Source organism: Flavobacterium panici (assembly GCF_903819335.1).
Classification (GTDB): Bacteria; Bacteroidota; Bacteroidia; order Flavobacteriales; family Flavobacteriaceae; genus Flavobacterium; species Flavobacterium panici.
On sequence record NZ_CAIJDE010000017.1, the window covers coordinates 255,227 to 276,012 of the forward strand.

Below are 20,786 nucleotides of genomic sequence, written 5' to 3' on the forward strand. Positions count from 1 at the left end.
AAAATCTGTTGAAAACAAACAAATACCATGAAAATACAAGCCTTTGCCTTTATCCTTTTATTCGTTTTAATAAGTTGTCAGAAACCAAAGCCGGTAATTCAAACAAAAGACAAGGCTTCGGTAAATAAAAATGAAACTATTAATAAACAAAAAAATCGTTTAAAAATTGACACTATTTCTATTGCCGATATTGGAGAACAATCAACAGACAATTATATTTTGGCTTATCTTTTAGATGAAAAAATGGATAAAGACAGTATTGTAACGAGAAAATACCAACTTGATTTTTATCAGAATAAAATTAAAACTGTTTCATCAAAAATTACGATTAATTTATTCGAAAAAGGATCAGAATGGAGTGCTCATTACGGATTAGGAAATGAAAACGACAACAGTTCTCCTTTTATTCAAATTGATTTTGGATATCCAGCTTGTGGTTATACTCAAAACCATTATTTATATCATTTAAAAAATAACGATTTACAACTTGTTTACGAATGGTATACTATGTCTGACAGCGGTTGGGGAAGCTGGGTTGAATTTGAAAATTCAAAAGAAAATCCTAAAACTATCTATTGCAAAACGGTTGCTTTTGAACCTGATGATAATGACGAAAATATGGGAACTGTTACACATTCAGATTCTATTGCTTTTCACTTAAACGGAAATCACTGGGAAAAACAATTGCTTTCGGCAAAAGACCAAAACTATTTCGAAAAAAAAATGAGTTTTGATGAATTTCATCAGCAAGATTAAAATTCTTCTTTTTACAAATAAACTGGACTGAAGTCCAGCCCTACAATATTGTTCGAGCCGTTGGCTCTTTTTTCTTAGTTGTGCAAAAACAATTTATTTGTTGAGTTGCACTTCAATTCATTTCTATAACATTAAGTATAATAATAATGTCACATAAAGTTTCGCAAAGGACGATATCACATAAAGTTCCGAAGGAACGATTCATTTTGTAGGGCTGGACTTCAGTCCAGTTTAAACATAATAAACGAACATTGCATTTTTTTGTAAGAAAAATTATATATTTACAAAATCATAATCGTTAACAATACAAAATGTCAAACACCTTTCATCAAATTTATATACAAGCCGTTTTTGCAGTTAAATACAGAGAAGCACAAATTACAAATGATTGCAAATCTAAAATATTAAGCGTAATAGGGAATTTAATAAATGAAACTGGCTGCAAAACCATAATAGTAAACGGAACTGAAGATCATGTTCATTGTCTTCTAGCTCTTAAACCAACAATCTCTGTTTCGGATTTGATGAAAGCTGTAAAAGGGAAATCTTCAAAATATATCAATGATCATCTATTGACAAAATGCAAATTTGAATGGCAGGAAGGTTATGGTGTCTTTTCATATAGTAAATCTCACATTGATGCTGTGTATAAATATATTGAAAATCAAGAAGAGCATCATAAAAAGCAAAATTTCAAAGAGGAATATTCTTCTTTTTTAAATAAACACAATGCTAAATTTGATGAACGATGTCTTTTTGAAAATTTAATATGATTCTATAATTGCAAACTCATCAAAACAATTACGTTTCGTCAAATAATCATCCCGTATTAAAACTGGACTGAAGTCCAGCCCTACAATATGGATCGTTCCTTCGGAACTTCATGTAGAGTCATCTCCATCTTTGATGTTATATAAATACATTAAATACACTCTACAAAAATAAATTGTTCCTGAGGAACTAAAAAAAAGAGCCAACGGCTCGAATCATATTGTAGGGCTGGACTTCAGTCCAGTTTAAAATATAAATACAAGCCCCTAATTCAAATTCTTTCTTAGGTAAATAATTTTTAACTTTGTAAAAAAACAAAGAAATGATTGATTTTATATACCAGGATCCTTACCCAATTTTAAAGGATGATACGCAGTACCGCAAAATTACTTCTGATTTTGTAAAAGTGGAGCAATTTGGAGAACGTGAAATTTTAACCGTTGATCCAAAAGGTTTAGAATTACTGGCTGAAGAAGCCTTAACCGATGTTTCGTTCATGCTTAGAACGACACATTTGCAAAAACTAAGAAACATTCTTGATGATCCAGAAGCAACAGACAATGATCGTTTTGTAGCTTACAATTTACTTCAAAATGCTTCGGTTGCTGCCGAAGGACAGTTACCAAGCTGTCAGGATACCGGTACAGCGATTGTAATGGCAAAAAAAGGGGAAAGCATCTTTACAGGTGTTGATGATGCTGAATGGTTAAGCCGTGGTATTTTCAATACATACCAAAAACGTAATTTACGTTATTCTCAAATTGTACCAATTTCGATGTTTGAAGAGAAAAACTCAGGTTCAAATCTTCCGGCACAAATTGATATATATGCTAAAAAAGGAACTTCATACGATTTCCTATTTATGGCAAAAGGTGGTGGTTCTGCAAATAAGACTTACTTGTATCAACAGACCAAATCGCTATTAAACGATAAATCTATGGATGCTTTTGTGAGAGCAAAAATCAAAGATTTAGGAACATCGGCTTGTCCCCCTTATCACTTGGCTTTGGTTATTGGTGGAACTTCAGCGGAAGCAAACTTAAGTGCCGTTAAAAAAGCGTCTGCAGGATATTATGATCACTTGCCGACTTCTGGAAATATGGCGGGTCAGGCATTTCGTGATTTAGAATGGGAGGCACGAGTTCAAAAAATCTGTCAGGAAAGTGAAATTGGAGCTCAGTTTGGAGGAAAATATTTCACACATGACGTTCGTGTAATTCGTTTACCGCGTCACGCTGCTTCTTGTCCGGTTGGATTAGGAGTTTCTTGTTCTGCGGATAGAAATATCAAAGGAAAAATCACTAAAGACGGAATCTTCGTTGAACAATTGGAAGTAAATCCAAAACAATTTTTACCAGAAACAGCTCCGCATTTAGAAGCTCCGGTTGAAGTTGATTTAGATCAGCCAATGGCAGATATTTTGGCTAAACTATCTCAATACCCTATCAAAACACGTTTAAAACTAAACGGAACTGTAATTGTTGCCCGTGATATTGCACACGCAAAAATTAAAGAATTACTAGATGCCGGAAAACCTATGCCGGAATATTTTAAAAACCATCCGGTATATTATGCTGGTCCGGCAAAAACTCCGGAAGGAATGGCCTCGGGAAGTTTTGGGCCAACAACTGCCGGACGTATGGATGTTTATGTAGATGAATTCCAAAAACATGGCGGAAGTATGATTATGCTTGCTAAAGGAAACCGTACAAAACAAGTTACGGATGCCTGCAACAAATATGGCGGATTCTATTTAGGTTCTATTGGAGGTCCCGCTGCTATTTTAGCACAAGACAATATCTTAAAAGTTGAAGTTGTTGATTTTGAAGAATTAGGAATGGAAGCCGTTCGTAAAATCACCGTAAAAGATTTCCCTGCTTTTATTATCACTGATGATAAAGGAAATGATTTCTTTGAAAATTTATAAGTTTTTGCCACAAGGGCACTAAGACACAAAGATTTTTTAAAATAAAAACCGCCTCATTGGGCGGTTTTTATTTATGTTTTGCTTAAAAATTTCTTCGAGTCTTAGTGTCTTTGTGGCATTTAAAAACCTAAGCGCTTTTATCTTCTTTTTCAAAAGCTATAAAATGTGATAGCTCTCCTTTTAAATTATAAATTGGAGTTGCATCCATGCTGCATTTATAGCTTCTGCCGTCTTTTTTATAGTTTTGGATGGTTTTCTTAAAAGGTTCTTTCAGTTTTATTGCTTCCTGAATTTCTTTTAAAACAGTTTTACAAGTCTCCGGGCCTTGAAACATTTTAGGCGTTTTCCCTAAAATTTCATCTTCTTTATATCCCGTCATTCTTTTGATTCTGTTTGATGCAAAGACGATTTTTAAATCTAAATCAGTAATAAGCACCACTTCGTCTTTGATTCTTTCTTCGATTTTAAGGTTTTTATCGTTCCAGGTAAATTGATTGGAGATTTTATTTACCTTTTTCATGTCGGCAAAAACCGCCTTCAATTCATTTAAATACTCATAATGAAGATCTAAGGCCAAAATAGGCAACCAAGTCCGGTTTGCTGTATCATCAGAGCTATTCTTTTTCATATGAAATGAATTTTAGAAATCTTTTCTCTCAAACTTACTACTAAAGTTACAAAATAAATTACGGGAAAACCTCATTTAGTAAAATTTTACTAAAACTTTACCAAATCTAAAATGCAAACTTTAGTTGTACTACAACGGCTTTTTTTTCTTCGTTATTCAAATTGTTGAGTGAAATTCCGAGCAAACGAACAGAATCTTTCATTTTTTCCTGATACAGCAATTCTTCCACAATCTCCATAATCAAACTTTTATCTGAAATAAAATAAGGCAGCGTTTTACTTCTTGTCTGCTGGGTAAAGTCGCTGTATTTGATTTTAAGCGTAACTGTTTTACCAGAAATATTGTGTTTTTTTAATCTTTTTTCTAATGAAACCGCAATTCTTTCCAATTGTTCGAGCATAAAGATTTCTGAAGATAAATTGACGTCAAAAGTATGTTCTGCAGCGACAGATTTTGTAACCCGAAATGGTTTTACTTCGCTATTGTGAATTCCCCGAACTACTTTATAATAAAAAGTGCCTGATTTCCCGAAGTGTTTCTCCAAAAATTCCAGCGATTTACCTTTAAGATCCAGTCCGGTAAAAATTCCGAGCTGATACATTTTTTCGGTTGTAACTTTTCCAACTCCATAGAACTTTCGAATAGGCAATTCTTCTAAAAAAGGTATAATTTCATCTGGATTTACCGTTTTCTGTCCGTTTGGTTTATTGACATCGCTGGCAATTTTGGCCACAAACTTATTTACAGAAATTCCTGCCGAAGCCGTAAGTCCAACTTCATTTAAAATTCGGAGTCTGATTTCTTTTGCTAATAAACTGGCACTTGGATTTCCTTTTTTATTTTGAGTTACATCTAGATAAGCTTCATCCAGTGAAAGCGGTTCAACTAAATCTGTGTATTCGTGGAAGATTTTATGGATTTTAGAAGAAATCTCTTTATAACGGTCAAATCTTGGTCGGACAAAAATAATTTCGGGACAATATTTTTTTGCCAAAACGCCGCTTATTGCACTGCGAACACCAAATTTTCTGGCTTCATAACTTGCGGCCGAAACTACTCCTCTATTTTCTGAACCGCCAACAGCAACAGGTTTTCCGCGTAAAGCAGGATTATCCATTTGCTCTACCGAAGCATAAAAAGCATCCATATCAATATGGATGATTTTTCGATATGTTGGCACATCTGACATTATGCAAATTTAAACAGTAAAAGCAATAAAAAGAACGGTACTATAGTTATAAATAGTATCAATTTTTAAAGATTAACAACTAAATGATTCCAAACGAATCATTTTAATTATTTTTGTAGTTTACTCGAAATATTAAACAATGCGAACATTTGTTATAGGCGACATACACGGAGGATTACTCGCACTTGAGCAAGTGTTGAAAAGAGCCGAAGTTACTACACAAGATACTCTTATATTTTTAGGTGATTATGTTGACGGCTGGAGCCAGTCGGCAGAAGTTATCGACTTTCTTATAGAATTTAAAAAAACGCAAAACTGTATTTTCATTAGGGGAAATCATGATCAGCTGGCTCTTGACTGGCTGGAGAACAGACATGAAGATCTGGATGAAGAAATGTGGTATAAACATGGCGGAAAAGCTACTGTTGAAGGATATTCTAAAATTTCACCGGAACGAAAAAAGGAACATATCGCTTTTTTTGAATCGCTGAAAGATTATTATCTGGATGATGAAAACCGTCTTTTTGTTCATGCCGGATTTACGAATTTAAATGGCGTTGTCTGGGAATACTTTCCAAAATTATTTTATTGGGACAGAACACTTTGGGAATCGGCTTTGGCTTTAGACCCAAATTTAAAACCTGATGATTTATATTATCCGAAACGTTTTACGGTTTATAAAGAAATTTATATTGGCCACACTCCTGTTACCAGAATTGGAGAAACGGTGCCCATAAATAAAGCATGCGTTTGGAATGTAGATACAGGCGCTGCTTTTAAAGGTCCTTTAACGATTATGAATGTGGATACCAAGGAGTTCTGGCAAAGCGAACCGTTAAATGAATTGTATTCTAACGAAAAAGGTAGGAATTGATATATAAAAATTTAAATTTGCACAGCAAAATAATTAATATTTAAGTTATGAAAAAAGTTATCACATTATTGTTTTTGGTATCATTCGGATTTATTCATGCACAGAAAGCTTTTACTGGAAAAGGTGACATGAGAGTAAACGTAGGTGCTAATCTACAAGATGGAGGTTCAGGAATTCAGGGATCTATTGATTTTGGTTTAGGAGAAAATTTCTCTTTCGGATTTGTTTCAAGTTATTTACTTGGTGTAGATAATTATAATGGTTTCTACCACGGAGGCCCAACTTACTACACTGATCACAAACCAGAGTTTAAAGATCGTTTTGATGCAAAAGCAAGAATTAATGCTAATTTAAGCAGCGTTATTGGTGTTGAACAATTAGATGTTTATCCTGGTTTAAATTTAGGTTTACATAATTTTGGCGGGCACATTGGCGGACGTTATTTCTTTACTGACGGATTTGGTGTGTTTTCAGAACTTGCTTTTCCAATTGCAAAATACGGAAGTAATAATGACGTATTCGATCATTTAAACAATCAGGTTACTTTTAGTTTAGGAGCTTCTTTCAATTTGAACTAAGTTTTACCTAACAAGATTGCAATAGTTATAAAAAAACCGCTCAATTGAGCGGTTTTTCTTTTTTGTATTAAGATAGCTTGAGCTTATTTGCTAAGTAAAATAGTCCAGTCTGCTCCGCTGTAAATTTTATGTTTTGCTGAGAAACTGCCTTGATTTACGGCCAATGAAAAATTCAAAAGGCTGTTAAAATACGTAACGTCTGTTCCTACCGGAACTTCTCCAAAAGTATTTACCAGTTTTAGTTTTCCTTCGTAAGCTTTTTTAGTTCCGTTGAAAATCTGGATTTTAACGAAATCCCCCGCTTTCAAACCAAGATTAGCAAAAGTCTTTTTATCAATATTTGTCCAAACGTTTCCGTATTGAATATCAAGAATTGGAATTCCGCCTTTTATAACACCGTTTTCAAATACTGGTTTTTGGTAATCAATTTTAACTACTTCGCTTGGCAATTTTGGTCCAACTTCTTCAAAAGTAATTGTTTTTGATGCTAAACGCGCTCCGGTAAAAGCATATACATCACGTCCGTGAAAGGTATATGATTCATTTGAGTTTTGACGACGGTTTTTTACCTCATCAATTTCACGAACTTCCTGAATCCCTAATTGTTCTGCAATTAAAGTCAAAGTTCCGTTATCCGGAGTTACAAAATAATGTCCTGATTTTGTCAATAAAACTACTGAATGTCTTGCTGTACCAACTCCCGGATCACAAACTGAAACAAAAACAGTTCCCGTTGGATAATATTGAGCCGTTTGTGACAAACGATATGCTGCTTCCCAAATATTAAAAGCCGGAATTTCATGCGTTAAGTCAAATATTTTCAAATCGGTTGAAACACCCATTGCAACACCTTTCATGGCAGAAACTGCTCCATCTTTCAAACCAAAATCTGATTGAAAAACCAATACATTGTTTTGCGAAAAACCATTAAATGTAATAGCAAGCAAAAAAAGTAATACTCTTAATTTCATTTTTTCTCTTTTTAAATTTATGCAAAGATATTTCATTAAAACCAAAAATTGACATGCATATCTTATAAAAAACAAGATTATATAAATTGATTTTAGTTTTTTACAATTACATTTGCATTTTATTCTTTATCCTATATAAGTAATAGGTAATTTATTTTTTGCCTTTCTTTTATTTCAAAACCATTTATTATGAGAAAAAAACTAAAACTTATTATAACACTCATTCTCACTTTATCGAGCAGTTTGTTTTTTGCCCAAAATCACGAAATCAGCGGAACCATTACAACTGAAACGGGAATTCCTTTAGAATTTGCTACGATTCTTGTAAAAGGTTCTAAAACAAGTACGACAAGCGATGCGCTGGGAAAATTCAAAATATCATCTGCAGTAAATAACCCAACACTTATTATATCGCTATTTGGCTATCAAACCAGAGAAATTGTAGCAAAAGATCATTTTGTAGATATTCAGCTGGTTTTAGAAAATAATAGTTTAGATGAAATTGTGGTTGTTGGAAGCAGAAACCCTAAGAAAAGCAAATTGGAAACAGCGGTTCCTGTTGACGTTGTGAATTTGGCAAAAATTAGAAATACAACACCGCAGACTACAACAAATGATATCTTGACTTATTTGATTCCGTCATTTAATTCAAACAGACAATCATCTGCCGATGGAACGGAACATATTGATCCTGCTTCTTTAAGAGGTTTGGGCCCTGATCAGGTTTTGGTCTTAATTAATGGAAAAAGAAGACATACAACTTCTTTGGTAAATTATCAAAATACGGTTGGAAACGGTTCTGTTGGTACAGATTTGAGTGCGATTCCTGCTTCGGCAATTAAACGAATTGAGGTTTTGCGTGATGGAGCTGCGGCACAATATGGATCTGATGCTATTGCGGGGGTTATAAATTTGGTTTTGAAAGATAATGCAGGTTTAGAAGCAAATGCTACTTATGGCTCAACATCGAGAGATGACGGACAAACTACCAATTTAAACCTGAATTACGGAACTAAAATTGGAAACAAAGGCGGTTTTATCAACTTTACTGGTGAATTTAATGACCGTCAAAAAACGAATCGTTCTCAAAATCATAATCTTATTATTTTTGATCAATCGGCACAAGGAAACTTCTTTGCTTATGAATATGCAGATGATCCGGCTCAATCTCGCCAAATTGATGATAATTTATTAGCTCAAAACGGTTTGAAACGTGATGATTTCAATTTTCAAATTGGTGATGCAAAAATCCAGAATATTCAGGGTTTCTTTAATGCTTCAATTCCGTTAAACGATCAAATCGAATTTTATGCTTCAGGAGGTGTAAGCCACAGAAAAGGAACGGGCTACGGATTCAGACGTTTACCAAGTGAAACCGAAAGTGTTGTGGCTTCTATTTTTCCTTTTGGTTTTCAGCCTGAATTGAATTCGGTTGTTACGGATCTTTCGTCTTCTTTTGGTTTTAAATTTAAATTTGGTGAATGGAAACTGGATTTGAGCAATACTATTGGTGAAAACAAATTTGTTTATGATGTTTCAAATACCAATAACTTTTCTTTAGGCGATGCAAGTCCGACAGAATTTAAAGCGGGAAATCATTCTTTTCTTCAAAATACGGTAAATGCAGATATTTCGAGATTGTATAAAGATATTTTCAGCGGATTGAATGTTGCTTTTGGTGCTGAATACCGATATGAGAAATACAAAATTGTTCCCGGCGAAGAAGCTTCTTATATGAACGGCGGCGCACAATCTTTTCCTGGATTTTCTCCTTTGAATGAAGTGAACGAAGACAGAAACAGTGTAGGCGTTTATGCTGATGTTGAAGCGGATATTACGGATAAATTTTTAGTTGGAATTGCCGGCCGTTATGAAGATTATACCGATTTTGGAAATACGATTAATGGAAAATTATCTTTGAGATATAAAATTCTGGATAATCTTTTTGTTCGTGGAGCCATAAGTTCAGGTTTTAGAGCGCCTTCTCTGCATCAGCAATATTTTAATAATATCGCAACAGATGTTGTTGACGGGGAACTTTTGAATTCGGGTATTTTTAGAAACGACAGTGAAGTTGCGAAACAACTTGGAATTCCGAAATTGAAAGAAGAAACTTCAAGAAACTATAGTTTTGGGGTTGTTTTTTCTCCAACAAAACAATTGCATATTACAGCTGATTATTACCATATTAGAATTGATAACCGAATCATCTTAACCGGGAATTTAGGAAATGATGCTTATGGAGAACCTGTTCCGGAACTTCGTAATTTGTTTGCTCAATATGGTGCGCAAACAGGCCGTTTCTTTACAAATGCAATTAATACTACTACAAATGGTCTTGATGTCGTTATCGATTATGATTTGAATGCCGGACGCGGTAAACTGAATCTTTCGTTATTATACAATTACAACAACAACCAGGTTGATAATCAATTAAACAATATTCCGTCGATATTCATTGGTCAGGAAGATGTGTATTACGGACCGCAGGAAAGAAGTTTGATTGAATCGAATACACCAAAACACAAAGGAACTTTTGCTGTAAATTATAATATCGCCAAATGGAACTTTTTATTGAGAAATACTTATTTTGGTGAGGTTGTTCGTGATGGTTTTCCTTTCGGCGGAATCCAAAGACATAATGGAAAAGTAGTTACTGATTTGACAATTGCTTATAAAATAACGCCAAAACTTCAATTTGCTTTGGGTGCTAATAACTTATTTGATGTTTTCCCGGATAAACAAATCTATGAGAACAGTTATTTCGGAGTGTTTAAATATGCACCGGTTCAAATGGGAACTACTGGGGCTTATTACTTCGGAAGAATGAGTTTTAGTTTGTAGGTTTTAGGATTTTAACGCAAAGAGCGCTAAGGTTTTTCGCAAAATTCGCGGGGATTTTTTAATCTCGCAAAGTCGCAGAGTCGCAAAGGTTTTTTTAATTGCCTCCAGCTAAAGCTGGAGGAAGTAAAAGATTTATACATAAAAAAGGCTTTAGCCAAACGATTATGTTTGGCTAAAGCCTTTTCCCTTTCCTTATTTTGCCATCCAGCTAAAGTCTGGACGCTATTGAATCTAAACAATAAACTTTGCGACTCTGCGACTTTGCGAGATTCTTTCATAAAGCTTAAAAAAAACCTTTGCGCTCTTTGCGTTAAAAGACCCCAGAAAAAAGCCCCGCAAATTGCGAGGCCTCTTATCTACTAATTCGGGTTTTTATTTTTTAGCAAATTTCTTCACGATTTTCTTATCACCATTATTTAATTCGATAAGATAAATTCCTGTGCTTAATTTACTTACATCAATTGCGCCTGCCACTTGTCCTGAACCAAGCTGCTGTCCTAATGTATTTAAGATTTTATATGAATATCCATTTTCTTCTGAAATTGAAACGTTTAATTCGCTTTCAACCGGATTTGGATATACTGCAAAACCAGCTGGTGCAGTAGTTTCAATTAATCCTGCTGTGATTTCTTCTGCAACTGTTCCAGAAGCTGTAATGTTTATAGAATAATCTTCAACTTGTCCGTATGAGAAACTTTCACAAGCAGTTGGAACTCCGTTGTATTTCAAAGAAACTCTTAATCTTGTTGTTCCTAAAGCTGCTGTAGCCGGAATTGTAATTGTTGCTGTTACCGGAGTTGTTTTTGATGCTGTTTTTGTCCACACTGTTTCTCCAGAATCAGAAAAATCTCCATCTTGGTTATAATCGATGAATACTCCGTATCCTTCATTATAAACTGTCGATGTCCATGTTGGTGTAATTGTTATAGTATAGGCACTTCCTCTAGCTGCATTTGTAGAAATAGCAGTAAAGTTTTCGTAACCTGTTGTTGCTGTAGAAGTATTATTAATCGTTCCAAAAACAACTTTACCAATTCTTTCATCAGTTGCGTCATTTCCTTGAGATGAGCAATATGATACAGAAGTTGTTGTAGTTGTTACGTTTACTGTATTACTTGCAGCAGAAATATTTCCGGCAGCATCTTTAGCTTTTACGCTGAAAGTATAAGCTGTTGAAGGTGTTAATCCAGTTACTGTGTATGAAGTTGTAGTTGAAGAACCTTTTAACGTTGTTCCCTGGTAAATATCATATCCGGTAACGGCAACATTGTCTGTAGAAGCTGTCCAAGTTAAGTTTGTAGTAGTTCCTGTTGTTCCAGAAGCAGCTAAACTAGTTGGTGCAGATGGTGCAATTGTATCAGAACCTCCTCCAGAATATGCGGCACCAACTCCTACTGCGTAAAACGCATTTGTTGTTGCAATAACTTCTGCAGAACCTGCTCCGTATAAATCAATAGCCGATTGTATTCCGTAAGTTCTTGCGTTAGCATAAGTTGAGTTTGCTCCCAAATAGAAATCTTCTAAACGAAAAGCAATTTTTTCTGCTTTATCAAGAGTGATTCCTGTTACATTGTAAGCGTTTCCAAGATCATTTGTTCCTGATTTACCTACTGATAGAATATAAAACCAATGATTTAAAACACCAGAATTTGTGTGTACTCCACATTGGTCGTTATTGTTTGTTGGTGTACAGTTTACGTTTACCCAATATGTTCCTCCATAAGTATCCGGCTGTCCTTCAGCATTTGGATCACTCATAGAACGTAAAGCAACGTGTCCGCTTCTTCTTTCAATATCTTCTCCAACTAACCAAATTGATTTTGTTGGCGCTGAATGGTATTCAATACAAGCTGCCCAAATATCAGAGAAAGCTTCGTTCATAGCTCCAGACTCTTTTTGGTATGCTAAGTTTGCTGTGTAAGTACATACCGCGTGACCAATTTCATGACCTGCAACGTCAAGTGAAGTTAAAATATCAAATCCTCCGGTACCGCTTCCATCTCCGTAAGTCATAACACTTCCGTTCCAGAAAGCATTATTATTGCTTGAATATCCAGCAGCAATTAAGTTGTAATGCACATAACTTTTAATTTTTGCACCAGCATTGTCAAAACTATTTCTTCCATGAACAGCTGACCAATAATCGTACGTCATTTCAGCTCCCCAATGTGCATCAAGTGCTCCATTGTCTTTGTTGGTGTTGTTATATTCTATCCAGTTATTATCTGCATCAGAAAAATTTGTTGTTGGATAAGTTGCCGTTCTTGCAGAATTATAAGTTTGAATTCCTAAACCACGAGATGTATCTGATAAGATATAAGATGATCCGCTTAATGTAGTCTGAATGGTCTGCGTTCCGCTGTAACGTGTTGCTGCATTTGCTGCAACGAATGCCATTTTTGAAGCTGTTTCATTCTTTTTAGCTACATCTGAAGTTTTACTTCCATGAACATTATCGTTCAAGTGTTTTATAGTAGCATTATAAAACAATGCTTTTCCCGTTTCGGCATCAATGTAAAGATCACCGCGGCTTAATGGTTTTGTCGCATAAATGTCAAATTTATAAGCTAAACGAACTTTGTCGCTTCCTCTTTTTTGACCTTGCTGTTCCATGTCTGGAAGCAGAACCAATTCTCCTTTTGGTTTTTCATAACCCAGCTCGCGGGCATCTTGTGGTTTGTCCCAAAGGTATTCGGTTGCGCGGGTATAACCCAGTGCTTTATTAAATGCATCTTGTGCAGAAAGTGACGGAGCTAGTTTCACGTTTTCGATGTTATAAAATTCACCGTTCATCGAAACTAATTTTCCATCTTTTGAATGTAAAGTATAATTGGCAAATTCTACTTTAATTCCTTGTTCATACAATTGAAATTTTTCATGTGTGTAACCTTGTTTATCCGATTCTGTTTTAATTTTTGTGAAGGATTGAGAATCTTTTAAACCTAATTGTTCTTTAAAAACCTTTTGTGATTCTGAACTCTTATAACTTGAAAGTTCATTAAACTTAATTAAGTTGGGCTGTCCGTTTTCTGAAACGCTTTTCTCCTCTACACGTTTGTCGTCTTTTTGGACTTGTGCAAAGGCAGAAAAAGAAAAACTAAGAACAATTGCGGTCACAATAATCTTTGGTAATTTTTTTTTCATAATAAGTGGGGGTTTTAGTTTGGTTAAAAATAATTTTTGAAATCAATTAAAGTAAGTAAATACTTAAATTTGAGATAAAAGTATTTTAATTTTGTTAGATAATCGATGAAATTTGCCGTTAATCGATAAAATGCAACATTTTTTACATAAATTTAACTTTTATATAACAAAGTATAAGAATTCAGCAGCTAAATTGTCCGAAAATTAATATATCAATTATTTTTAATGTACTGAAATACAGACAAAATACTTTAAATAGATCAAAATAGAAATAAAAAAACCGCTCAAAAGGCGGTTTTTTTATTCTTTATATGCACAAATTAATTATGTTCTGGAAAACTTCTTTTTAATCTAACCATAAACTCTTTCAATGTAATTTCATCATCTCTATTTGAATCATCTTCAACTAATTCTGAAATATCCTTTTTTCTATAAGGAAGAAATAAGAAGAAAATTGAACTATTCGTGTCATTTGTTGTTGAACTTGGAAACATAGCCAATAAGTAATAGAAAACCAAAAGTCTAACAAATACAAAAATCTTTCGAAAACCTTTATTTAAATCATATTTATTGTTTTCTATGATAGCTTTAACAGTAAAATAAATCAGCTGAATTATGAAAACAGGTATAAGAAAATCATATAAATATATTAGGCTGTAACTATTAATTAAAAACATTAACAACACTATTATAATCGAAATGGTCATATTTGCTATAAAAAAATAGCTTCCCCATTTAATATCTATCTCAAACTTTTCCAAATGTGTGTTTTTTAGTTCACCACAAATCTAAATAAAAGATTACTTCTTGTTTGCTCTAAAATTATAAAAAAAGAGAATCTTCATGGTTGAAGATTCTCTTTTATATAAATTAATTGGAAGATTAAAATCAGATGTCCATTTCTGGAATTTCACCTTCAATTATCAAATCTGCTTCGGTTGAAGCAACAATGTGCTCAACTGAAATACCTGGCGCTCGTTCTAAGAGCTTAAAACCCTTTTCCGTTACTTCGAGAACTGCAAGTTCGGTTACAATCTTTTTAACGCATCCTACGCCAGTTAACGGCAAAGTACATTTTTTTAAGATTTTAGATTCTCCTGCTTTGTTCACGTGCATCATCGCTACAATTATATTTTCGGCAGAAGCCACTAAATCCATTGCACCTCCCATTCCTTTTACCATTTTTCCCGGAATCTTCCAGTTGGCGATATCTCCGTTTTCAGAAACTTCCATTGCTCCTAAAATAGTTAAATCTACTTTTTGGCTTCGGATCATTCCAAAACTAAAAGCCGAATCAAAGAAACTTGCTCCGGGCAATGTTGTAATGGTTTGTTTTCCTGCATTGATAATATCAGCGTCTTCTTCTCCTGCAAAAGGAAAAGGTCCCATTCCCAAAACTCCGTTTTCGCTTTGAAATTCAACAGCAATATCTTCTCTGACATAATTGGCAACCAAAGTTGGAATTCCAATTCCAAGGTTTACAAAATATCGGTCTTTAACTTCTTTTGCGATTCTCTTCGCTATATCTTCTTTTGTTAACATGTCTTGAATGTGTTAATTAGAAAATTTGATAATTAGATAATGTTTATAATTATCTAATCGACAAATTATCTCATTATCTAATTACGCTCTCTGTCTTACGGTGCGCTGCTCGATTCTCTTTTCAAATTTTTCTCCCTGAAAGATACGCTGTACCATAATTCCCGGAATGTGAATTTGATTTGGATCTAAAGTTCCAACGGGAACAAGTTCTTCAACTTCGGCAATCGTGATTTTTCCGGCACCAGCCATACAAGCATTAAAGTTTCTGGCTGTTCCTTTAAAAATTAGATTTCCCGCTTCATCACCTTTCCATGCTTTTACAATGGCAAAGTCCGCTTTGAAAGCTTCTTCCATAATGTGCATTTTACCGTTGAATTCGCGGACTTCTTTTCCTTCTGCGACTTCAGTTCCGTAACCGGCTGGAGTAAAAAAAGCAGGAATTCCGGCTTGAGCCGCGCGGCATCTTTCTGCTAAAGTTCCCTGCGGTGTTAATTCAACTTCCAATTCTCCCGAAAGCATCTGACGTTCGAACTCTGCATTTTCGCCTACATAAGAGGAGATCATTTTTTTGATTTGTTTCTTTTGCAAAAGCAGTCCTAAACCAAAATCATCTACACCTGCATTGTTTGAAATACAAGTTAAATCTGAAATTTGAGTGTTTACCAATGCTGCAATCGTATTTTCCGGAATTCCGCACAAACCAAACCCGCCAAACATAACTGTCATTCCGGTTTCAATTCCTGCAATAGCATCCTGAACATTCTTAACTTTTTTTGTTATCATAACAAACTGTCTTTATTACCGTATATTTTTGATAAAAATAAGATTTTTAGATTGAATTATAACGATTTCGTAAAAAATAAAATTTAAAAATAGATGTTAGCTGCAATTAATTATAAACACATCGAAATATATCTCGTAGAGATTAAATATTGGTAGAAAATTTGTTGGTCGCAGTGTTTTCTGTTCCGTAGGAACTATACGTGAAGTTTATCAAAAATTTTAAAAGATGTAGTCCCTACGGGACACCTGCGAAATCTTCATTACTGCTTACTACCGATATTTAACTCCTAACGGAGTATTGACAATATGTTTTTTAATGGTTTAAAAATAAAACCAGTAATATTTTAAAAAAAAATATCCTTTTGTAATCTTTCACATCTGGAAAGTACAAAAGGATATTTTTTATAGTAAACTGAATTTAAGTTTATAACTCAAACTCGTCTGTATTTTGTTCTGTCTGCGTTGTGTCTTTTACAACAGCTGGTCTTTGGTAACAATCTACTTTTATAGAAAGATTTGCCGGACGCTCAAATTCTGATTTTGAGATTTGAAGGTTTTCATCTTTATAACAAAGTTTCATGAAATAAGCCCAAACTGGTAAAGCTGCCGTTGCACCTTGTCCGTAAGTTAAGCTTTTGAAACGTGCCGAGCGATCTTCACATCCTACCCAAACTCCAGTTACTAAGTTTGGAACCATTCCCATAAACCAACCATCTGACTGGTTTTGTGTTGTTCCTGTTTTACCAGCAATTGGGTTTTTGAACATGTATGGATATCCTGTCCAACGGTTATCTCCGCTTCCTCCGCCCTGCGTACGTAAACGTGCTCCAGAACCGGTTTCCGTTACACCTTCTAATAATTTGATTACTGCAAAAGCGATATCTTTATTTAAAACGTCGTGAGATTCCGGAATTGGTTCGTAAATAACCTCACCGCTTTTATTTTCAATTCGGCTTAAAAACTGAGGTTTTACATACACTCCCTGATTGGCAAATGTGCTATATGCGGCAACCATATCTTCAACTGTAATATCTACAGCTCCTAATGCGATTGACGGTTGTACCGGAATTTCAGTTTTTACACCTAATTTTCTAGTCAAATCTACAACGGCTTCCGGACCAGTTCTGTCAATTAATTTTGCAGAAACGGTGTTGATAGAGTTTGCTAAACCTTGTTTTAGGGTTACCATTCCGCGGTATCTGTTGTCAGAGTTTCTTGGCTCCCAGTCTTCTGTTACGTGGTGGCGCCCTTTGTGAATCATAAACGGTCCATCAAGAATCGAGTCGCAAGGAGACATATTTAATTCTTCGATAGCAGTTGCATAAACGAAAGGTTTAAATGTAGAACCTACTTGTCTTGCTCCCTGACCTACGTGATCGTATTGGAAATATTTGTAATTGATTCCCCCAACCCAGGCTTTAATGTTACCTGTTTGAGGTTCCATTGCCATTAATCCTGATTGCAGGAAGTGTTTGTAATAACGAATAGAATCTAATGGAGTCATGATTGTATCACGCTCGCCTTTCCATGTAAATACACGCATTCTTGTTTTTACTTTGAAAGAGGCAATGATATCGTCTTCACTTTTATCAGCATCTTTCATTTGAGCCCAACGATCAGAATTTTTCATGGCCTGCATCATGATTCTGTCTGTCTCTGCTTGGGTAATATTTACGAAAGGCGCATTTTTATTGGTTTTCATTTCAATAAAAAATTGCTGCTGTAAATTTTTCATGTGTTCAGAAACTGCTTCTTCTGCATATGACTGCATTCTCGAATCGATGGTTGTGTAAATTTTCAAACCATCTTTGTAAATATCGTAATCAGATCCGTCTGGTTTTTTGTTTTCCGTTACCCATTTTTTCATGTAATCACGAAGGTATTCTCTAAAATAAGTAGCTGTTCCTTCACGGTGGCTTTCCAGTTTGAATTTCAAAGCGATTGGTAAAGCCTGTAATCTTTCTTTTTCAGATTCTGTAATCATTTTTGCTTTTGCCATCTGCGAAAGCACAACATTACGACGGTTTTTTACTCCTTCCGGATTTCTAACCGGATTGTATAATCCTGAGTTTTTGAACATTCCAACTAAAATAGCTGATTCGTCCATTGTTAAATCTTTTGGATCTTTTGAGAAATAAGTCTGTGCTGCAGAACTTACTCCAACTGAATAATTTCCGAAATCATATACGTTACAGTACATGGCAAGGATTTCATTCTTAGTATATTGTCTTTCCAGACGAATGGCTATAATCCATTCTTTTATTTTTTGTACAATTCTAAAAGGAAGAAACTTAGAACCTTCTCCGTGAAATAATTGTTTTGCAAGCTGTTGTGTTAATGTACTCGCTCCACCATTTGTTCCTAAACTAGAAACAGCTCTTAAAGTTCCACGCCCGTCAATTCCGGAATGTTCGTAGAAACGAGCATCTTCGGTAGCGACTAAAGCTTCAACTAAGCTTTTTGGTAAATCAGAATATTTAAGTTGTGATCTGTTGGTTTTGAAATATTTACCAATTACAACTCCATCTGAAGAAATAATCTCGGTAGCCAAATTAGAATCCGGGTTTTCTAAGTCTTCAAAAGAAGGCATTGAGCCAAATAATCCCCAAGAGGCAAATAAAAAGAAAGCCAGAACTCCTAAAAGTGAATAGGCAAAAATTCGCCAGAATTTCTTTTTGTAATAATTAATATCCTTTACGGTATTGGTTTGATTGTTTTTTTTAGCGGCCATAACTATTTTTCTAATCTTTTTGTTCTATTCTAAAACCTACGTCTGTAATACCTTCTAAAGCCTCGACTCCAGGAATTTTACCTGATTCCCTAACGGCTTGTTTGATATGAACTTTGTATTTTCCTTTAAACGTTACATTGTCTTTGTAAAAAAGCTTACTTTCTTTTATATCAGTAAAACCATTCCCCATCAATGTTCCGTCCGGATTTGCCATTTGGTATTCTAAAGTATCCACTTTTGTGAAACCGCTTGGTGTTTCAATAGCCACAATTAAAAATAAATTATTGAAAGGATAATTGTTGTTATCTCTCAAATTTACAAACAAATTGTACTTTTTGGTAGAATCTAAAACTGGCAGGTCAAAGGTTACAATACTGTCTTTGTGCCAGGCACTTCCAACAGATTTGTACTCGTCGAATACTCTTTTTTTATCGCACGAAAAAAGAAGTACCGCCGCCAAAAGAAGAATCACGCTATTTTTTATTCTCATTTTTTGTGATAATTATAGGTTTTCTAGGTTCAGCTGGTTTATTTTCATTTGAAGCGGGCTTGTTCGAATTATTGTTTTTATTCGGATTCGGCTTGTTCTTATGATTTGGTTTATTTGGGTTGTTTTGTTTGTTCTGCTGCTGATTAGGGTTTGGATTTCCTCCCGCAGGTTTATTATTTTGATTATGTGCTTGTTTTGGTTTTTCAGGTGTCGCAACAGCTGCCGTTTCAGCATTTTGCTTTTTTTTGCGGTTTGGTTTTTTCTTTCTTTTTGGCTGATCGAAACGGGTTAAACTTTCCTGACCCATTGCGTTATTAAAGTCTTTTTCAGGCTCTGAAGTAACTTCGATTGCAAAATCTTCTAAAGAAGAAACTTTATTTTTTTGTTTATTTTCGGCAATAATTTCTTTTACCTGATCAATTTTTAAAACGTGCCAGTTTGCGAAATTGTTAGTATAAGCAAACCACATTAATCCTTTGAAAATATCTTGTTTTTGGCAGACAGCATCTCCTTTTTCGGTTACTAATTTAGTATCGTAATCCGGAAAATCCTTTAATGCGTCCATATAAGTATCTAACTCATAGTTCAAACAGCATTTTAGTTTACCACATTGTCCGGCTAATTTTTGCGGATTTAGTGATAATTGCTGATAACGTGCTGCAGATGTATTTACACTTCTAAAATCTGTAAGCCATGTTGAACAGCAAAGTTCTCTTCCGCAAGAACCAATTCCGCCCAGACGAGCCGCTTCCTGACGGAAACCAACTTGTTTCATCTCAACTCTGGTGCTGAATTCTTTTGCGAAATCTTTAATTAAAAGTCTAAAATCGACTCTGTCATTTGCCGTGTAGTAAAAAGTTGCTTTTGATCCGTCTCCCTGGAATTCAATATCAGATATTTTCATTTCCAGTTTATGCTGAATCGCTAATTCACGGGCGCGAACTTTCATTGGTTCTTCACGATCACGCGCTACAGACCAAATGTCGATGTCTTTTTGAGATGCTTTTCTGTAAATTTTAGGAACTTCGTTACTCTCCGGATTTACTCCTTTTTTCTTCATTTGAATTTTAACCAATTCGCCTGTCAAAGTAACAATTCCTATATCGTGTCCTGGTGAAGCAACAGTTGCTACAATATCACCAATACTTAAAGTTAATTTTTCTGAATTTCTAAAGAATTCCTTACGTCCGTTTTTAAAACGAACCTCAACACAATCAAAAATCGCCTCTCCATTAGACGGACTCATGTTAGAAAGCCAGTCAAAAACCGTCAATTTATTGCAGCTATCGGTGCCGCAAGTCCCATTATTTTTACAACCTTTTGGTGCGCCACCATCTGAGGTTGAACAACTTGTACATGCCATAATTATATATGTAGTGCCGCTAAAGCGCAGCTTAAGTTCATAAACGTTTGATCGGTAAAGATAGTATTTTTTTTATTTGGCTATTTATACATTAATTCTAAAGGGGTGTTAAAAGACTAAACAACTGATTATTAAGCGAAAATATTGTAATTGAATTACGTATAAGTACTTTGATTGTTTTGTTTTGAAATATTT

The 20,786-nt window shown here is 34.7% G+C and carries 16 protein-coding genes; 6 read left to right on the forward strand and 10 right to left on the reverse strand.

Annotated features, from left to right (window positions below; genetic code table 11):
- Window positions 1-27: 27 nt before the first annotated feature.
- The 3 genes from FLAPXU55_RS01150 (at window position 28) to FLAPXU55_RS01160 (ending at window position 3,454) form a co-directional block, all read left to right on the forward strand.
- A complete protein-coding gene (locus tag FLAPXU55_RS01150; protein WP_180856142.1) occupies window positions 28-756 on the forward strand; it encodes a hypothetical protein in 729 nt (242 codons plus the stop codon).
- Between the two features lie 311 nt (window positions 757-1,067).
- Complete coding sequence (gene tnpA, locus FLAPXU55_RS01155; protein ID WP_180856144.1) at window positions 1,068-1,529, forward strand: IS200/IS605 family transposase; 462 nt, start codon at window positions 1,068-1,070, stop codon at window positions 1,527-1,529.
- A gap of 320 nt (window positions 1,530-1,849) precedes the next feature.
- A complete protein-coding gene (locus FLAPXU55_RS01160) occupies window positions 1,850-3,454 on the forward strand; it encodes a fumarate hydratase (RefSeq protein ID WP_053473106.1) in 1,605 nt (534 codons plus the stop codon).
- A gap of 127 nt (window positions 3,455-3,581) precedes the next feature.
- Here FLAPXU55_RS01160 and FLAPXU55_RS01165 read toward each other — a convergent pair whose 3' ends face one another.
- Entirely contained in the window at window positions 3,582-4,082 is a 501-nt protein-coding gene (locus FLAPXU55_RS01165; protein WP_053473107.1) for a PAS domain-containing protein, read from the reverse strand.
- Window positions 4,083-4,188: 106 nt separating this feature from the next.
- On the reverse strand, window positions 4,189-5,271 hold the full coding sequence (dinB, locus tag FLAPXU55_RS01170; RefSeq protein WP_053473108.1) for a DNA polymerase IV: 1,083 nt from the start codon (window positions 5,269-5,271) through the stop codon (window positions 4,189-4,191).
- 139 nt (window positions 5,272-5,410) lie between these two features.
- On the opposite strand from dinB, the gene FLAPXU55_RS01175 reads away from it, so the two are divergent.
- Window positions 5,411-6,145, forward strand: a complete 735-nt coding sequence (locus tag FLAPXU55_RS01175) for a metallophosphoesterase family protein (protein ID WP_053473109.1) — start codon at window positions 5,411-5,413, stop codon at window positions 6,143-6,145.
- 47 nt (window positions 6,146-6,192) lie between these two features.
- Window positions 6,193-6,723: a DUF6646 family protein gene (locus FLAPXU55_RS01180; protein ID WP_053473110.1), complete on the forward strand. Its 531-nt coding sequence runs from the start codon at window positions 6,193-6,195 to the stop codon at window positions 6,721-6,723.
- Between the two features lie 83 nt (window positions 6,724-6,806).
- Here FLAPXU55_RS01180 and FLAPXU55_RS01185 read toward each other — a convergent pair whose 3' ends face one another.
- A complete protein-coding gene (locus FLAPXU55_RS01185; RefSeq protein WP_082356455.1) occupies window positions 6,807-7,694 on the reverse strand; it encodes an SAM hydrolase/SAM-dependent halogenase family protein in 888 nt (295 codons plus the stop codon).
- A 189-nt stretch (window positions 7,695-7,883) separates the two neighbouring features.
- Between FLAPXU55_RS01185 and FLAPXU55_RS01190 the strand changes: the two genes are divergently transcribed.
- The gene (locus tag FLAPXU55_RS01190) at window positions 7,884-10,538 is read left to right on the forward strand and encodes a TonB-dependent receptor (RefSeq protein ID WP_180856146.1); all 2,655 of its coding nucleotides are present in this window, start codon (window positions 7,884-7,886) and stop codon (window positions 10,536-10,538) included.
- Between the two features lie 372 nt (window positions 10,539-10,910).
- Here FLAPXU55_RS01190 and FLAPXU55_RS01195 read toward each other — a convergent pair whose 3' ends face one another.
- The 7 genes from FLAPXU55_RS01195 to FLAPXU55_RS01225 form a co-directional block, all read right to left on the reverse strand.
- A complete protein-coding gene (locus FLAPXU55_RS01195; RefSeq protein ID WP_180856148.1) occupies window positions 10,911-13,682 on the reverse strand; it encodes a M4 family metallopeptidase in 2,772 nt (923 codons plus the stop codon).
- A 320-nt stretch (window positions 13,683-14,002) separates the two neighbouring features.
- Window positions 14,003-14,443: a hypothetical protein gene (locus FLAPXU55_RS01200; protein WP_180856150.1), complete on the reverse strand. Its 441-nt coding sequence runs from the start codon at window positions 14,441-14,443 to the stop codon at window positions 14,003-14,005.
- A gap of 127 nt (window positions 14,444-14,570) precedes the next feature.
- Window positions 14,571-15,224, reverse strand: a complete 654-nt coding sequence (locus FLAPXU55_RS01205; protein WP_180856152.1) for a 3-oxoacid CoA-transferase subunit B — start codon at window positions 15,222-15,224, stop codon at window positions 14,571-14,573.
- A gap of 81 nt (window positions 15,225-15,305) precedes the next feature.
- The gene (locus FLAPXU55_RS01210) at window positions 15,306-16,007 is read right to left on the reverse strand and encodes a CoA transferase subunit A (RefSeq protein WP_053473116.1); all 702 of its coding nucleotides are present in this window, start codon (window positions 16,005-16,007) and stop codon (window positions 15,306-15,308) included.
- Window positions 16,008-16,431: 424 nt separating this feature from the next.
- Window positions 16,432-18,738, reverse strand: a complete 2,307-nt coding sequence (locus tag FLAPXU55_RS01215) for a penicillin-binding protein 1A (protein ID WP_180856154.1) — start codon at window positions 18,736-18,738, stop codon at window positions 16,432-16,434.
- 10 nt (window positions 18,739-18,748) lie between these two features.
- Window positions 18,749-19,228, reverse strand: coding sequence for a gliding motility lipoprotein GldH (locus FLAPXU55_RS01220; RefSeq protein WP_053473118.1), 480 nt, complete (start codon window positions 19,226-19,228; stop codon window positions 18,749-18,751).
- Window positions 19,212-20,591 (reverse strand): PSP1 domain-containing protein, encoded by a 1,380-nt coding sequence (locus FLAPXU55_RS01225; protein WP_180856156.1) that lies wholly within the window; start codon window positions 20,589-20,591, stop codon window positions 19,212-19,214. Before FLAPXU55_RS01225 ends, FLAPXU55_RS01220 begins: the two co-directional genes overlap by 17 nt.
- Between the last annotated feature and the right edge of the window lie 195 nt (window positions 20,592-20,786).

Coding starts and splice junctions, on each gene's coding strand:
- FLAPXU55_RS01215 (WP_180856154.1), bottom strand. CDS start 18,738: ATGGCCGCTAAAAAAAACAATCAAACCAATACCGTAAAGGATATTAAT.
- FLAPXU55_RS01175 (WP_053473109.1), top strand. CDS start 5,411: ATGCGAACATTTGTTATAGGCGACATACACGGAGGATTACTCGCACTT.
- tnpA (WP_180856144.1), top strand. CDS start 1,068: ATGTCAAACACCTTTCATCAAATTTATATACAAGCCGTTTTTGCAGTT.
- FLAPXU55_RS01210 (WP_053473116.1), bottom strand. CDS start 16,007: ATGATAACAAAAAAAGTTAAGAATGTTCAGGATGCTATTGCAGGAATT.
- dinB (WP_053473108.1), bottom strand. CDS start 5,271: ATGTCAGATGTGCCAACATATCGAAAAATCATCCATATTGATATGGAT.
- FLAPXU55_RS01150 (WP_180856142.1), top strand. CDS start 28: ATGAAAATACAAGCCTTTGCCTTTATCCTTTTATTCGTTTTAATAAGT.
- FLAPXU55_RS01190 (WP_180856146.1), top strand. CDS start 7,884: ATGAGAAAAAAACTAAAACTTATTATAACACTCATTCTCACTTTATCG.
- FLAPXU55_RS01225 (WP_180856156.1), bottom strand. CDS start 20,591: ATGGCATGTACAAGTTGTTCAACCTCAGATGGTGGCGCACCAAAAGGT.
- FLAPXU55_RS01165 (WP_053473107.1), bottom strand. CDS start 4,082: ATGAAAAAGAATAGCTCTGATGATACAGCAAACCGGACTTGGTTGCCT.
- FLAPXU55_RS01205 (WP_180856152.1), bottom strand. CDS start 15,224: ATGTTAACAAAAGAAGATATAGCGAAGAGAATCGCAAAAGAAGTTAAA.
- FLAPXU55_RS01180 (WP_053473110.1), top strand. CDS start 6,193: ATGAAAAAAGTTATCACATTATTGTTTTTGGTATCATTCGGATTTATT.
- FLAPXU55_RS01160 (WP_053473106.1), top strand. CDS start 1,850: ATGATTGATTTTATATACCAGGATCCTTACCCAATTTTAAAGGATGAT.
- FLAPXU55_RS01220 (WP_053473118.1), bottom strand. CDS start 19,228: ATGAGAATAAAAAATAGCGTGATTCTTCTTTTGGCGGCGGTACTTCTT.
- FLAPXU55_RS01195 (WP_180856148.1), bottom strand. CDS start 13,682: ATGAAAAAAAAATTACCAAAGATTATTGTGACCGCAATTGTTCTTAGT.
- FLAPXU55_RS01185 (WP_082356455.1), bottom strand. CDS start 7,694: ATGAAATTAAGAGTATTACTTTTTTTGCTTGCTATTACATTTAATGGT.